We start from the raw sequence: 16655 nt of genomic DNA on the forward strand, positions 1-16655 counted from the left end.
GTGTCATCTTCTCTTTGGTTGCAATGTTTGCAACAGCTTCAGGAAGAGCTTCCTGCGACAGAATTCAGCATGTGGGTTCGACCGCTGCAAGCCGAGCTCAATGACAATACTCTCACTTTATTTGCCCCAAACCGTTTTGTGCTTGATTGGGTCCGGGATAAGTATCTCAATAGTATCAATCGCCTTCTCAACGAGTATTGTGGGAGTGATATTCCAAGTTTACGTTTTGAAATTGGCAACCGTCCGGTTGCTGAGCAAAAGCGTGCGCCTGTACGTACACCGGCTGATGTTGCGGCGGAGTCTTCTGCACCTGCCCGGTTACAAGCCAGAAAGCCGGTCCATAAAACTTGGGATGATGATTCGGCACCTATCGAAATTAACTACCGTTCTAATATGAACCCGAAGCATAAGTTTAATAACTTTGTTGAAGGTAAATCGAACCAGCTTGGTCTCGCAGCGGCAAAACAAGTGGCCGATAATCCCGGTGCAGCTTATAACCCCCTCTTTTTATATGGCGGGACCGGTTTAGGTAAAACGCACCTGTTACATGCAGTTGGTAATGCCATTGTTGATCATAATCCACAGGCAAAAGTGGTTTATATGCATTCAGAGCGATTTGTGCAGGATATGGTCAAAGCACTGCAAAACAATGCTATCGAAGAGTTCAAACGCTACTATCGGAGTGTCGATGCACTTTTGATCGATGATATTCAGTTTTTTGCCAACAAAGAACGCTCCCAAGAAGAGTTTTTCCATACCTTCAATGCATTGCTTGAAGGGAACCAACAAATCATTCTGACTTCTGACCGTTATCCGAAAGAGATCCACGGTGTGGAAGATCGTCTTAAATCCCGTTTTGGCTGGGGCTTGACGGTTGCCATTGAACCCCCTGAGCTGGAAACACGAGTCGCCATTTTGATGAAGAAAGCCGAAGATCACCAGATTCATCTGGCCGATGAGGTTGCTTTCTTTATTGCGAAACGACTACGTTCGAATGTCCGTGAGCTGGAAGGCGCGCTGAACCGCGTGATCGCCAATGCCAACTTTACCGGTCGGCCAATTACAATTGATTTTGTCCGTGAAGCATTACGTGATTTATTAGCTTTACAGGAAAAATTGGTCACGATTGATAATATCCAGAAAACTGTCGCTGAGTATTATAAAATCAAAGTGGCTGATTTGCTGTCAAAGCGTCGTTCTCGTTCGGTTGCCCGGCCTCGTCAACTAGCTATGGCTTTGGCCAAGGAGTTGACTAACCACAGCTTACCCGAAATCGGCGATGCTTTTGGCGGACGTGACCATACGACAGTGCTGCATGCTTGTCGTAAAATCGAGCAGCTAAGAGAAGAAAGTCACGATATCAAGGAAGATTATTCCAATTTGATACGGACGCTCTCTTCTTAATGTCTATAGCGCATGAATAGCGTCATACAGAACAAACATCACGGTGTTGGTTGAGACCCCCTGATTCGATTCGGTGGGGCCATATAATAAAGAGCGAACTATGAAATTTACCATTGAACGTAGCCATTTGATTAAACCGCTTCAGCAAGTTTCCGGAACGGTTGGTGGACGGACAACATTGCCGATCCTCGGTAATCTGTTGTTGGCGGTTGAAGGTGATACCCTCATGCTGACAGCCACTGATCTGGAAGTTGAATTGGTGGGTAAAATAGCTCTGGAAGGTGATGTGGAGACGGGACGAGTCACTGTCCCTGCCCGAAAACTGCTCGATATTTGTCGCGGACTGCCCGATGATGCCGTCATCTCTGTGACATTGGACAGTGATCGATTACAGATTCGCTCTGGTCGTAGCCGTTTTTCTCTGGCAACGCTACCTGCAAAAGATTTTCCCAATATTGAAGACTGGCAGAGTGAGTTATCACTCACTTTGTCGCAGGCAGACTTGCGTGGATTGATCGAAAAAACACAATTCTCGATGGCCAATCAGGATGTTCGCTATTATCTCAACGGGATGCTGTTCGATATTGAAGAAACAACATTACGTTCCGTGGCAACCGACGGTCACCGGATGGCTGTTGCCCAAGTCGCATTACCTGAACCATTAGCAGCACAACAAATTATCGTGCCACGCAAAGGGGTCCTTGAACTGGTCAAGCTGCTTGATATGCCGGACCAACCGGTTATTGTGCAAATCGGTAGCGCCAACATCCGTGTTGAAGTGAATCAGTTTATCTTTACCTCAAAATTGATCGATGGTCGTTTTCCCGATTATCGTCGGGTGTTGCCTCAGAGTACCAATAAAACGCTGGTGGCTGCTTGTGATGTCCTGCGTCACGCGTTTTCTCGTGCCGCGATTTTATCGAATGAAAAATTCCGTGGTGTCCGCCTGAATATTGATGGCAGTGATATGCGGATTACGGCGAATAACCCGGAGCAGGAAGAAGCCGAAGAATTGCTGGATGTGCATTTTGAAGGGGAACCCATCGAAATTGGCTTTAATGTGAGCTATGTATTGGATGTGCTCAATACCTTGAAGTGCGATAATGTCCGTATCTCGATGTCAGACTCGAATGCCAGTGCATTGATCGAAAATGTTGAAGACGATAGCGCGATGTACGTCGTGATGCCGATCCGGTTATAAGTCTGAGCAGACCATCAATGCATCCGAGTGATAAATGAAGTATGCCACTTTCGCGTTTAATGATTCAGCAATTTAGGAATATCAAAGCCTGTGATATGTCATTATCATCAGGCTTTAACTTTCTTATCGGGGCCAACGGAAGTGGCAAAACCAGTGTCCTTGAAGCGATTTACATGCTCGGTCACGGTCGTTCGTTTAAAAGTAGTTTAACCGGCCGAGTGATCCAGAATGAGTGTCAGGAGCTGTTTGTCCATGGCCGTTTTTTGAACCCCGACCAAATTGAGATACCGATTGGCATTAATAAGCAGCGCGATGGCTCGGTTGAGGTTAAAATAGGCGGCCAGTCCGGACAAAAGCTGGCTCATCTCGCACAGGTCTTACCGCTGCAATTGATTCATCCGGAAGGGTTTGAGCTGCTGACGGATGGGCCGAAACAGCGCCGGGCATTTCTTGACTGGGGTGTGTTTCATTCTGTGCCTGCTTTTTTTGAGGCATGGGGACGTTTTCGGCGTCTGAACAAGCAACGCAATGCGTTACTTAAGACAGCTCTGGACTACCGGGAATTGAAATACTGGGATGCAGAGTTATCGCATCTGGCTGAACAAATTGATGCATGGCGTGCCGATTATGTGGCGCAAATCAAACCAGTGGCAGAAGCATTGTGTCAGTCATTTTTACCGGAATTTGAAATCCAGTTACAATACTATCGTGGCTGGGAAAAAGAGACGTTATATCAAGCGCTTCTCGAACGAAATTTTGAACGCGATAAAATGTTGGGTTACACGTTCAGTGGGCCGAACAAAGCGGATTTAAGAATAAAAGTAAACGGTACACCGGTTGAAGATGTTCTGTCGCGTGGTCAGCTTAAGCTGATGGTTTGTGCCCTGCGGGTGGCACAAGGACAGCACTTAACATCCTTAACGGGTAAACAATGTATTTATCTCATTGATGATTTTGCTTCCGAGCTGGACAGCGAGCGCCGTAAAAGGCTGGCGGACTGTTTAAAAGCGACCGGAGCGCAAGTTTTTGTAAGCTCTATTACCCGGGATCAGGTGGATGACATGTGTATGTCAGACAGCAAATTGTTCCATGTGGAACAAGGCCGGATAGAGCAAGGATAAAAAATAAAGAGAGTAACTCATGTCGAATAATTACGATTCATCGAGTATTAAAGTACTGAAAGGTCTGGACGCTGTCAGAAAACGTCCGGGGATGTACATCGGCGACACGGATGATGGTACGGGTCTGCACCACATGGTCTTTGAGGTGGTAGATAACTCAATTGATGAAGCGTTAGCGGGTTACTGTAAAGACATCATCGTGACAATTCATGAAGATAATTCCGTTTCAGTCAGTGATGACGGCCGGGGGATTCCGACGGAGCTTCATGAGGAAGAAAACGTTTCTGCAGCAGAAGTGATCATGACCGTGCTGCACGCCGGCGGGAAGTTTGATGATAACTCATACAAAGTTTCCGGTGGTTTGCATGGTGTGGGGATTTCGGTTGTAAACGCACTGTCTGAAAAGGTTGTTCTGACGATTCATCGAAATGGCCATATTCATTCTCAGACCTATCGTCATGGGGTTCCTCAGGCGCCACTGGCTGTGGTGGGTGATACCGAAAAATCGGGCACGATGGTTCGCTTCTGGCCAAGTAATGAAACCTTTACCAATACCGAATTCCATTACGAGATTCTTGCCAAGCGTCTGCGTGAACTGTCTTTTCTTAACTCCGGTGTATCGATCAAGCTGATCGATGAGCGTGACAGCAAGCAAGATCACTTTATGTACGAAGGGGGGATTCGGGCATTCGTTTCGCACCTGAACCGCAATAAAACCCCGATCCATGAACGAGTATTTCACTTTAACCAAGAGCGCGAAGACGGTATTACCGTTGAAGTCGCGATGCAGTGGAATGACAGTTTTCAGGAAAGTATTTTCTGCTTTACCAATAACATTCCTCAGCGTGATGGCGGAACACACATGGCGGGTTTCCGGGCGGCACTGACCCGGACGTTGAACTCGTTCATGGATAAGGAAGGTTTCAGCAAGAAAGAGAAAACCGCGACATCCGGTGATGATGCGCGTGAAGGTTTGACGGCAGTGATCTCGGTGAAAGTACCGGATCCGAAGTTCTCCAGTCAGACCAAAGACAAACTGGTTTCTTCTGAAGTGAAATCTGCGGTAGAAACCGCGATGGGTGAGAAATTATCTGAGTTTCTGATTGAAAACCCGAATGAAGCGAAAATCGTTTGTTCGAAAATTATCGATGCAGCTCGTGCTCGTGAAGCGGCTCGTAAAGCAAGAGAAATGACGCGTCGTAAAGGGGCATTGGATCTCGCCGGTCTGCCGGGCAAACTGGCGGACTGTCAGGAAAAAGACCCGGCCCTTTCTGAACTCTATATTGTGGAGGGTGACTCGGCTGGTGGCTCTGCCAAACAAGGCCGAAACCGGAAAAATCAGGCTATTTTGCCGTTGAAAGGTAAGATCCTGAACGTTGAAAAAGCCCGCTTTGATAAAATGTTGTCTTCTCAGGAAGTTGCCACGCTGATCACTGCATTAGGTTGTGGGATTGGCCGTGATGAATATAACCCGGACAAACTGCGTTATCACAATATCATCATCATGACCGATGCGGACGTCGATGGTTCGCACATCCGTACTCTGTTGTTGACCTTTTTCTATCGTCAAATGCCAGAGTTGATTGAGCGTGGATATGTCTATATTGCGCAACCGCCATTGTATAAAGTCAAAAAAGGCAAACAAGAGCAATATATTAAAGATGAAGATGCCATGACCCAGTACCAGATTTCACTGGCGTTAGATGGTGCTTCATTCCACGTGAACCCGGATGCACCGGCACTGTCTGGTGGCGCACTGGAAGGATTGGTGCAGCGTTATAATGCTGCGATGAAGCTGATTGAACGAATGAGCCGTCGTTATCCATATGCTTTGGTTGGTGAGTTTATTTATATGCCTCGCCTGACAGAAGCTGATTGCGGTGAGCACGATAAAGTTGAGGCGTGGAGCAAGCAGTTAATCGAGCAGCTCAATGCCAAAGAAGTCGGCGCAAGTCAGTACAGCTATAAGATTGAACAGAACCAAGAGACCGGGATTTATTCACCGAAAGTCACGGTTCGTACTCATGGCGTGACTTACGAATATATGCTGAGTGTCGATCTGTTGAATTCGAAAGAGTACGGTTCACTGGCCTCTTTATCAGAAGAGCTGAACGGGCTGATTGAAGACGGTGCTTATATCCAGCGGGGTGAGAGAACTCAGTTGGTGAGCAGCTTTGCCGAAGCCATTCAATGGTTGGTGAAAGAGTCTCGCCGTGGTCTGGCGGTACAACGCTACAAAGGTCTGGGAGAAATGAACCCGGATCAGTTGTGGGAAACCACCATGGATCCCGAAACCCGCCGCATGATGCAAGTCACCATTGATGATGCAGTCGGTGCCGATGAGCTGTTTACCACGCTGATGGGCGATCAAGTTGAACCGCGTCGTGCTTTCATCGAGGACAACGCGCTGAAAGTTGCCAACTTGGATGTGTAGTCGGTTTTTCGTATAACGATCCGTCTTATATCCGATACTTTCATGGAACAGCAGCCACCGTCCGGTGGCTGTTTTTTTATCTGTGCTTTATCACTCTGGATATCAGTCCGTGAATGACATCGTACATACTCAATCGCAAAAATTTTTAAAAAAATTATTGCAATCCCCTTGAACCGAATTTGAACGACCATATATCTGTGAGTGAAGAGGATGCCAATCGGGCCTCTGAAGCGGAAGACCGCCTTGCTCTGGTGAGAAGGTGAGTTAACCAAAGAAAAAATGTTCACTCTCTGGGTCATCTGAACAGAAAGTCGGACACAATCAAATTCATGAAACTATTGCTTCATAGAGAGGATAGATATATGAGAACTGTCGATTTCACACCTTTATACCGGAATGCCATTGGCTTTGATCGTCTGTTTAATTTAATGGAAACAGCCAACGCAAAAAATGGCTCATCAGGATATCCCCCATACAATATTGAGCAAAAAGGCGAAAATCAGTATCGGATTACGATGGCTGTCGCTGGATTTGCTGAGCAGGATCTTGAGATCACCCAACAGGAAAATACCCTGATTGTACAAGGTGAGCGCAAACCTGAAGATGAGAAAACCTATATCTACCAAGGCATTGCAGAGCGAAACTTCGAACGTAAGTTCCAGTTGGCTGATTATGTCAAAGTCGTTGGTGCCACCATGGAAAATGGCCTGCTGCATGTTGATTTAGAGCGTGAGATTCCTGAAGCGATGCAGCCACGCAAAATTGCGATTAACGGTAAAAACCTAATTGAAAGCAAAGAATAATCATTTGTTTATCCGTTAGGGAAAGTTGTGAAAGAGCGCCTTTGGGCGCTCTTTTTGATCATTCCTCCGTTAGATCACACATCAGGGAGAGAACAAACAACAGCCCGGCTCATCGTGTCACACTTCACAAAAAAATATTCTGAGAGATGTAATCAATTGGGATTTCATCCGTCTAATGATCAGCAAGACTGTCGAGCCATTATCGATTGATCACGATTGGTCTTGGCGACGATCCTCATTCACGATACAGTCAGGAACAGGCGATATACCTAACGTTCATGAAAGTGTATTCATGAGAGCATGGAAGGATAGCTTATGTTGATCAGGAAAAAACCACAGCTCACCGAGGCTGATGTGACACCGGAAGCCATTTATCGTTCGCGCCGGAAGTTTATGCAGGGGTCGCTCGCTCTCGGTGCCAGCGTTCTGCTCCCTTCGCTGAATGTTCTGGCGAAACCCAGTCAGGAGGCCGGAGAATTTCAGCCCATGGCACCGCAATGGCTGAAACAGCAGATCAAGGATGCGCAGGCAAATCAGCAAATCATTCATGAACCTTTAACGCCATACAAAAATGTCACGCAGTACAACAACTTTTATGAATTTGGTTACGGGAAAAGTGATCCGGTTGATGAAAGCGGGGAGTTTCAGCCCTTTCCGTGGCAGGTTGAAATTGGCGGTGAAGTGGCGAAAGCCGGTACCTATCACTTAGAAGATCTCCTCAAAGGGATCTCGCTGGAAGAACGTATTTACCGTCTGCGCTGTGTGGAAGCCTGGTCGATGGTAATTCCTTGGATCGGATTTCCTTTAGCAACATTACTCAAACGATTTGCACCGACCAGCAAAGCCAAATATGTCGCGTTTACGACGATAGAGCGCCCGGAGCAGATGCCGGGACAGAACAGTTTGTTTAGCTCGATTGACTGGCCGTATGTCGAAGGGTTGCGAATTGATGAGGCGATGCATCCATTGACGATGATTGCCGTGGGGTTATATGGTAAAACGCTGCCCAATCAAAATGGTGCCCCATTCCGCTTAGTGGTGCCGTGGAAATACGGATTTAAAAGTATTAAATCCATCGTCAAAATTGAGCTGACGGAAAAACAGCCGCCGACAACATGGAGCCAGTTAGCACCGCGTGAATATGGATTCTATGCCAACGTCAACCCACAGGTTGATCACCCGCGCTGGAGCCAGAAAGAAGAGCGACGTTTACCTTCAGGATTATTAAGCCCGAATATTATTCCGACGCGATTATTTAATGGCTATGACGAAGTGGCCTCGTTGTATCAGGGAATGGATTTAGCCCGTTACTATTAACTCATCACGGCCAATGCATTGATGATTGATGCTACCCGGAATGATTCAGTGGCTGTCGTTCACTTAAGTCTGGAGAAATAGATGCCGGTTACTTTACGTCGTATCGTGATTTTTATGCTCGGCTGTACCCCGTTGTTTCTGTTGGTCTGGGGTGTTTTTACGCAGAATTTAGGGGGGGACCCGGCAAAAACCATTGTGCTGGAAACCGGGCTTTGGACACTCCGTTTTCTGCTGATTACCTTAATGGTTTCGCCATTGGTCCGTTATCTGAAATGGCGTTGGCTGATGCCCCACCGCCGAATGCTGGGACTGTTCGCGCTGTTTTATGGGATGTTGCATCTGCTGGCTTACTATCAGTTTATTCTCGGCGGTAATCTGACTTTATTTGCCTCGGAACTGGTGAAACGGCCATATATTTTAGTTGGCGCACCAGCGTTGCTGATTCTGATTGTATTGGGTATTACCTCAACCAAAGGTTGGATGAAACGGCTCGGAAGACGATGGCAAACACTGCACCGTCTGGCCTATCTTGCATTGATTCTGGGATGGGTTCACCTGTTCTGGCAGGTTCGCTCCAGTTATTACGAAGCGGCATTTTATGGCGTCATCGGCGTGGTGTTACTGAGTTTTCGTTTGCCACTGCTCGGGCGTTTTTATCATGCTCGCCTGCGCCGTTGACTTCGCTGACCGTCATCGCTCAGTCCCTGTGAATGAAGCCTCATTCAACCTTTATCCTGAACGGTTCAAGAGGCTGTCTCCGTCTGGTGATACGCCTCTTACCGGTCACATGCTTGGCGTGTTTTGATACAATCAGCTGGTCAGCAGATAATCTGAGCACCGGAGTCGGAATGAAACAACAGCAAATCACCACCTACTATCTTGAAATGCATGCGTTGGCTGAATTGAATGGTAAAGCCAAGCCGGCAGGGGTGGAGGTGATTGAAGTACAAGTGAAGAATTACCGCTTTAACCGTTATCTCTATCAGCTTGTTGGTGAACCGTGGCAGTGGCGGGATAAACTGACGCTTTCCGACCACGAGTGGCAGGCATACGCTGAATCACCACAGGTGCGAACTTGGTTTGCTTTAAGTCAGGGGAGTATTGCCGGTTATTATGAGCTCGAGCAGCAGGCGGACGGAAATATTGAAATTGCTTATTTTGGACTGGCTCCGGATTTTATCGGGCATGGTTTTGGCGGTTATCTGCTGACTCATGCGCTCCAGTCTGCATGGGGATGGGATCACCCGCAACGCGTCTGGGTTCACACCTGTACCCTCGACCATGAACATGCTCTGGCAAATTATCAGTCCCGGGGGATGAAGGTTTATCAGCAAACCACATCGGATGAATGATTGTCTACCTGACCGACAGGGATGGATGCGTTGAATCGAAGGGGGAAACCATTCCCCCTTGGTTCATTAAGCTTGTTCCCCATAAGCCTTTGCAACTTCTTCCGCGATGATAGCAATCCCTTTTTGCATCTGCTCGTCGTCTTGGACATAGTTCATGCGCAAGCACTGATGACCATGGTCCCACTCTTCCTGCTGGCCGATAAAGAAATACTCTCCGGGAATAATTAACACCCCCCGATCTTTGAGACGTTGATAGAGTTCCATCGTGGTGATCGGCAGTTCATCAAACCATAGCCAGAGGAAAATCGCCCCTTCCGGTTTGTGGATGCGAAAACGCGGATCCGGAATCGCCTGTTGGAGCAGCTGAATCGCGTGTTGGGATTTCTGCCGGTAGAACGGTTGAATCACCTCTGCGCTGAGGCGCAATAAATCGCCCTGTTCAATCATATGATTGGCAATTGTCGGGCCGATACTGCTGGGGGAAAGATTAATAATGCCGCTGAGATTACTCATGGCCTGCGTGATGGCTTCATTGGCAATCACGATACCGCAACGAACCCCCGGTAAGCCGAGTTTTGACAGGCTCATACACAAGATGGTGTTTTCATTCCAGAACGGTGTGACTTGTTCGAAAATGATATTGGGAAACGGCAGGCCATAGGCATTATCGATAATCAGTGGAATATTGTGCTGGCGTGCGAGTTGATCCAGTTTGTGGATTTCTTCGTCAGTTAATACATTACCGGTTGGATTGGTCGGACGGGAGGCGCAAATCGCGGCAATCGAATCATCTACTTGCAGCTGTTCGAAATCGACATGGTATTTAAACAGCCCCCCGTCAAGCATCTCGATTTCCGGGCGGTAAGAGATAAAAATATCTTCATCGATCCCGGCATCCCCATAACCAATATATTCCGGTGCCAACGGCAGCAAAATTTTCTTATGAGAACCGTCCGGTTGTTTTCCGGCCAGCAAATTGAACAGGTGGAAAAAGCTACTCTGACTGCCATTGGTCAGGCTGATATTTTTTTCCGTAATGTTCCAACCGAGGTTTTCTTTGAACAAAGCGGCCAGCGAACTCAGGAAAGTATTTTTGCCCTGAGGGCCGTCATAGTTCGTCATCGCTGAAATGAGTTCACCGCTATCGAGCAGTGACTGACTGGCCTGATGAAAATAGTCGAGCATGGCGGGAATGGCTGCCGGGTTGCCGCCACCGAGCATGACGGCACCCGGGGTCCGAAGACCGGTATTGAGATCATCCATGAGCTGAGTGATACCTGAGTATCGGTTAAACTTTTCACCAAACGAAGAGAACTGCATGACTGAATTACCTGATATGTTTTTTGTAATAGAAAAGAATTGCTTTTCATAACCGGAGATAACGCCGGGACATCTGTCGGAGCGATTGCATTGTTAATTGACAATCTCCCTGATACTTGCGTTAACCGTAATGATTTTTACTTGAAAAGCAACTCTTACCTCTTTGTTTCTCTCCTGTTTGTTTCCGCTGGGTCGCCGCTGTTTCTCGACAGGCTGGTTGTTGACACCTCATGTTGTGACCGTTCGGTGATGCTATCCCTGAACTGACGATGAACTCAGATAGGCTCGCCAGCCGCCAAAGTCACTGATATCTGTGGCATTGCTGAGGCCGATGGGTTCACAGATAAATCCTTTCACCCAGTCACCGTCGGCCAGTTCAACCGTCCCCAGCCCGAGCGGATGTGGAATCTGAGCGAGCAGGGCACCGATTGCCTGAACCGGCACCGACCAGATTTCAACCTCAATTCTGGTGCCTTCGGTTTCACGACGGACGAGACCCGGACGTTGCGGTGGATCGCCGGCCAGTGCATATAAGCGGTAGTTTTCCGCGGTATGAGTGCGTCGTTTAAGAGTTGCCCCCACGCGGGTGAGTTGGTGGTTGAGCGGTAAGCCCTGCATGTGAGCGCCACAGACCAGCAGATCAAGATGAGACGTCTGAGGCAGATACTGACCACTGGCTCCGACAGGTAAATGGATTTGTTGTTGCCATTCGCAAGCTAAATCCATCAGTGTCCGATCGGAGAATGCCGGGCCAAATAGGGTAAAACCAAACGGCATGGCTGTCTCGGTGAATCCGCCGGGGATTGCAATCGCACAGTAATCGAGCAAGTTCATGAAGTTGGTGTAGTAACCCAGATTGCTGTTCAGCGTCACCGGATCCTGATTGACCGCTTCAATCGTGTAGGCTGTGCCTGCTGTCGGTGTGAGCACCACATCCACATTGTCCAGCAGAGCATCACAAGTCACCTGATAATCTTTTAACTGATAGAATCCGCGGAAAGTATCCACGGCTGATAACTGTTCAGCCTGACCGATAATGGTTTGGATCACCGGCAGACAGCGAGAGGCATCTTGGTCAAAAAACGCCTGAATGGCAGCATAACGTTCCGCAACCCACGGCCCCTGATACAGCAGTTTTGCTGCGGCAAGAAACGGTGATAAATCAAACGGAACCAACTCTGCGCCCAGCGCTGTCAATTTTTCGATCACCTGTTCAAAGCTGGTCTGGTATGCCTGATTCCCGAAAAAATTCAATTGATCCGGCTGTGGTATACCGATACGTAATCCCTGAAACGTCGTTTTCGGGACGGTATGAATCGGATGAATATCCGGGCGGGCATAGCTGTCCTGATGATCATAGCTCGCAGCTACCTGATACAGGAACGCCAGATCTTCACCATGACAGGTAAAAAAGGTCACACAATCGAGACTGCGACAGGCGGGGACCACTCCCCGGCAACTGAGGACACCCTTGGTCGGTTTGAGCCCGTAAATATTATTGAAAGCCGCGGGAACCCGACCTGAACCCGCAGTATCGGTTCCCAATGCAAACAGAACCTGACCGGTGGCCACCGCCACTGCACTGCCTGCACTTGAGCCACCGGAAATATATTCGGGATCGAAGCTGTTGGTGGTGGCTCCCCACGGACTTCGTGTCCCGACCAGTCCGGTTGCAAACTGATCCAGATTGGTTTTCCCCAACGGAATTGCTCCGGCAGCAATCAGACGTTCGACGACAAAAGCCGAATGTTCCGGATGGTAGCGATACGCTTCGCATCCGGCGGTGGTTGCCAGTCCGGCCAGATCAATATTATCTTTGATGGCGAAAGGCACGCCGTACAGGGGGAGTTCGTCGATATCATAGGCAGACAGGGCATCCAGATATCGATCGAGCTGCTCGGCGGTGATGGTACTGATCCAGGCGTGATGTGTATCTGCCTGAGCCAACTGCAGTTGTTGATGTAAAAAGGGCCGTACTGAGAGCGTTCCACTGCGGTACGCCGTCTGTAATTGTGTCATCGTGAGGGTGGTCATCGGTTTGCTTCCTTACATCATGAGACAGAGTGAGTCGTCAAGTTGGCTGAATCAGCCGTACGAATGGTTAAAATTGGTTGGCCGGCCTGAATCGGTGAACCTTCGGTATGACAAATGGTTTCAACGATACCGCTGATCGGCGAGGTGACTTCCAGCTCCATTTTCATCGCTTCGAGCACCGCAATGGTCTCGCCTGCGGTGACGGTTTGGCCGGGCTGAACCTGTATTTGCCAGATATTACCGGTGACATGACTTTCCACCGCTTCACAACCCTCATCAACAACCCAGCCTTCAGCTTCGGTTTCCAAAGTGACATCTTCAGCGATAAAATTCGCCTGACCGCTCTCAGCCCAACGCTGTCTTTCAGCTTCGAAAGCCGTTTGCTGACGGGATTTGCACTGCGCAATTGCATCAGCGTGGTTTTCAAGCCGCTTTTGGTATTCACCCAGCGAGAAAGTCGTGGTTTCTATTTTTAACGGGTACTGCCCTCGCGGATGTTGCTGACGAATGGTTTGTAGCTCATCGGCACTGACCGGATAGAAGCGAATCTGATCAAAAAATTGCAACAGCCAGGGTTGTCGGAAGTAAGGCGTAGTGCGGTAGCGATTCCACATTTGTAAGGTGCGCCCGACGAACTGATAACCACCGGGGCCTTCCATCCCATAGACACACAGATAGGAGCCACCGATACCGACGGCGTTTTCCGGTGTCCAGGTCCGGGCCGGATTGTATTTGGTAGTGACCAGTCGATGACGCGGATCCAGCGGGGTTGCGACCGGCGCACCGAGATACACATCGCCCAGTCCCATCACCAGATAGCTGGCATCGAAGACAATCTGTTTGACTTCATCGACCGATTGCAGGCCGTTAATCCGGCGAATAAATTCAATATTATCCGGACACCACGGCGCATCTTTTCTGACGACTTCTTCGTATTTACGGATCGCCAGTCGGGTCGCTTCATCATCCCAGGACAGCGGCAAGTGAACAATGCGTGCAGGCACGGTCAGCTGGTCAATATCGCCCAGTTGTTGCTCTAACTCGATCAGTGTGTCGAGGAGTTGTTTACGGGGCAGATGCAGGTTGTCATAGTGAATTTGCAGCGAGCGAATCCCCGGCGTCAGCTCCTGAACACCGGAGAGTTTGCGTTGTTCCAGTCTGAGCATGAGGGCGTGCACCCGAAAACGCAGCCGGATATCCAGCACCTGAGGGCCGTATTCCACCAGCAGAAAATCTTCGCCACACTGGCGATAGATAACCTGTTCCTGATTGGCTGAGGCCGGGATTTCAGCCACAATCGGTGTATCGGGCTGCGCGGGTGTGAATGGATAGGGTTCAATCTGACCCTGACGGATCTGATCATGTTGTCGCTGCTCGGCATGTTCGGCATCGGCCAGCGAAACCGGCACAAAGTGAACCTTATCGCCTGCTTTGAGCTGGCCGATTTTCCATAAATCGGCTTTGATCACGGTGGCCGGACAGACGAATCCGCCGAGACTGGGGCCGTCCGGTCCGAGAATCACCGGCATATCACCGGTAAAATCGATGGTGCCGATCGCATAAGCATTGTCATGAATGTTGGAGGGGTGCAATCCTGCTTCGCCGCCGTCCGGGCGAGCCCAGTCTGGTTTCGGGCCGACTAAACGCACGCCGGTACGGCTGGAGTTGAAATGTACCGTCCAGCTGGCGGCAAAGAATGCCTGAATATCCGCATCGGTGAAAAAATCCGGCGCACCATGCGGGCCATACATGACGTGAATCTGCCAGTTGTCGGACAGTTCCGGCAGGGGGGCCGGATGTTTGGTCGCGCTTTGTGGCTGGCGAACGGACGGAGACGGATCGAGATGTAACACATCTCCGCTGCGCAGGGCTCGCCCGGTATGACCACCGAACTGACCCAAGGTAAACGTTGATTTACTGCCGAGATAATCCGGGCATTGAAATCCGCCTTCAACCGCCAGATAACTGCGGGCTCCGGGACCGGTAATTTTGCCCAGCCGTAAAGTTTGTCCGGCTTGAACTTGAATGATTGCGCCCATGTTGATTGGTTGATCATCCAGAGTGGCCTGAATGGTTGCTCCGGTCAGAACAATCTGTTTGGTCATGTTGAACTGGAGTGTCGGGCCGGTCACGATGATTTCCAGTCCGGCACAGTGTTCATCATTGTGTAGCAACTGATTGGCCAGCCGGAAGCTGAGCGAATCCATCGGCCCGGAGGGGGGCACGCCAACATGCCAGTAACCCTGACGGCCCGGATAATCCTGAATGGTCGTCTGGGTGCCGCCATTGAGAATATCGACGGTATGCGGTTGGTAGACAAAATCATCCAGACTGCGGGTCAGAATCTGACCGGCTTGGAATAGCGGGGTCTGAATCAGTTGTTGCAGATAACGCTGATTATGCTCGGGACCGTACAGACTGATCTGGCGGAGCGCTTCGGTCATCCGGGCCAGCGCCTGCGTGCGGTTTTCACCATGAACGATGATTTTTGCCAGCATCGGGTCGAAGTATGGGGAGACCTCGACTCCGGCTTCGATCCAGTGTTCGATGCGTAAGCCCGGTAGTTGCGGCCATTCAACATGGCTGATTAATCCGGCACTGGGCTGGAAGTTTTTATTCGGATCTTCGGCATAAAGGCGCACCTGAATCGCATGACCGTTGGGCTGTCTGTCGTGTTGCCATGCGGATAAGTCGAGTGTACCGGCACCTTGCTGAACCATCCAATCAACCAGATCGATGCCGAAGACTTCCTCGGTGACACCATGCTCGACCTGTAAGCGGGTATTCACTTCCAGAAAATAGAAATGTTCGCTTTGCTGATCGAGTACGAACTCAATGGTGCCGGCACTGCGATAGTTGACCGCGGCTGCCAGCCGGATAGCGGTTTGGCGCAGCGCCTGACGTGTGGCTTCACTCAGATTCGGGGCCGGTGTTTCTTCGATGACTTTCTGGTTGCGGCGCTGTGCCGAGCAGTCCCGCTCGCCGAGCGCGATCACCTGACCTTGTCCGTCGCCGAAAATCTGTACTTCAATATGGCGGGCCTGTTCAATAAATTTTTCTAAGAAAATGCCGCTATGACTGAAATTGTTTTCGCTGAGTCGCCGTACCGAGTCAAACGACTGAGCCAACTCCGCAGCATTGTTGCATCGCTGCATGCCGATGCCACCGCCTCCGGCGGTACTTTTAAGCATCACCGGATAGCCGATTTGTTCTGCCTGTGTTTGTGCATCCTCAAGATGGCTGATGAGATCACTGCCCGGCAGTAGAGGCACATTGGCCTGTGAGGCAATCGCCCGGGCGGAATGTTTCAGGCCGAATATGGTCATCTGCTCCGGTGTCGGGCCGAGAAAAGTGATCCCCGATTGTTCACATAAGGTGACAAATGCCGGGTTTTCACTCAGAAAACCGTAACCGGGATGAATGGCATCCGCCTGACAGGACTTTGCCAGTGCGATGATTTTCTGCTGATCGAGATAAGTCGCGGCCGCAGCACCTTCACCGAGAGAATAGGCTTCGTCAGCCTGAAGGACATGCAGACTCTCAGCATCCGCTTCGCTGTATACCGCGACACTGGTGATATTCATCTGCTTGAGTGTTCGGATAATCCGGCAGGCAATCGCACCGCGGTTAGCAATCAATACCTTATTCAACATAAGTGATTCCGTCATT

General features: G+C 49.6%; 11 protein-coding genes. 8 read left to right on the forward strand and 3 right to left on the reverse strand.

Annotated elements, in window-relative coordinates:
- The 8 genes from dnaA (at position 1) to OCV37_RS00040 (ending at position 9632) form a co-directional block, all read left to right on the forward strand.
- The gene (dnaA, locus tag OCV37_RS00005) at positions 1-1404 is read left to right on the forward strand and encodes a chromosomal replication initiator protein DnaA (protein ID WP_038180447.1); all 1404 of its coding nucleotides are present in this window, start codon (positions 1-3) and stop codon (positions 1402-1404) included.
- A 100-nt stretch (positions 1405-1504) separates the two neighbouring features.
- Positions 1505-2605, forward strand: a complete 1101-nt coding sequence (gene dnaN / locus OCV37_RS00010) for a DNA polymerase III subunit beta (protein WP_038180442.1) — start codon at positions 1505-1507, stop codon at positions 2603-2605.
- A 41-nt stretch (positions 2606-2646) separates the two neighbouring features.
- Positions 2647-3726, forward strand: coding sequence for a DNA replication/repair protein RecF (gene recF, locus OCV37_RS00015; RefSeq protein ID WP_038180441.1), 1080 nt, complete (start codon positions 2647-2649; stop codon positions 3724-3726).
- 19 nt (positions 3727-3745) lie between these two features.
- Positions 3746-6160, forward strand: a complete 2415-nt coding sequence (gyrB, locus tag OCV37_RS00020; protein ID WP_038180438.1) for a DNA topoisomerase (ATP-hydrolyzing) subunit B — start codon at positions 3746-3748, stop codon at positions 6158-6160.
- 362 nt (positions 6161-6522) lie between these two features.
- Positions 6523-6963 (forward strand): Hsp20 family protein, encoded by a 441-nt coding sequence (locus OCV37_RS00025; protein ID WP_038180435.1) that lies wholly within the window; start codon positions 6523-6525, stop codon positions 6961-6963.
- Positions 6964-7278: 315 nt separating this feature from the next.
- Positions 7279-8280 carry a protein-methionine-sulfoxide reductase catalytic subunit MsrP gene (gene msrP / locus OCV37_RS00030; protein ID WP_038180434.1) on the forward strand — a complete coding sequence of 334 codons (1002 nt, stop codon included), beginning with the start codon at positions 7279-7281 and terminating at the stop codon, positions 8278-8280.
- An 81-nt stretch (positions 8281-8361) separates the two neighbouring features.
- Positions 8362-8958: a protein-methionine-sulfoxide reductase heme-binding subunit MsrQ gene (locus OCV37_RS00035; protein WP_038180433.1), complete on the forward strand. Its 597-nt coding sequence runs from the start codon at positions 8362-8364 to the stop codon at positions 8956-8958.
- A 170-nt stretch (positions 8959-9128) separates the two neighbouring features.
- The gene (locus OCV37_RS00040) at positions 9129-9632 is read left to right on the forward strand and encodes a GNAT family N-acetyltransferase (RefSeq protein WP_038180543.1); all 504 of its coding nucleotides are present in this window, start codon (positions 9129-9131) and stop codon (positions 9630-9632) included.
- Positions 9633-9698: 66 nt separating this feature from the next.
- Here OCV37_RS00040 and OCV37_RS00045 read toward each other — a convergent pair whose 3' ends face one another.
- The 3 genes from OCV37_RS00045 to uca all read right to left on the reverse strand — a co-directional run bounded on the left by OCV37_RS00045 (position 9699) and on the right by uca (position 16639).
- Complete coding sequence (locus OCV37_RS00045) at positions 9699-10952, reverse strand: valine--pyruvate transaminase (RefSeq protein ID WP_038180432.1); 1254 nt, start codon at positions 10950-10952, stop codon at positions 9699-9701.
- 252 nt (positions 10953-11204) lie between these two features.
- Positions 11205-12986 carry an allophanate hydrolase gene (atzF, locus tag OCV37_RS00050; protein ID WP_038180431.1) on the reverse strand — a complete coding sequence of 594 codons (1782 nt, stop codon included), beginning with the start codon at positions 12984-12986 and terminating at the stop codon, positions 11205-11207.
- Positions 12987-13003: 17 nt separating this feature from the next.
- A complete protein-coding gene (uca, locus tag OCV37_RS00055) occupies positions 13004-16639 on the reverse strand; it encodes an urea carboxylase (protein WP_051680478.1) in 3636 nt (1211 codons plus the stop codon).
- Positions 16640-16655: the final 16 nt, after the last annotated feature.

This window comes from Vibrio rhizosphaerae (genome assembly GCF_024347095.1).
GTDB lineage: Bacteria > Pseudomonadota > Gammaproteobacteria > Enterobacterales > Vibrionaceae > Vibrio > Vibrio rhizosphaerae.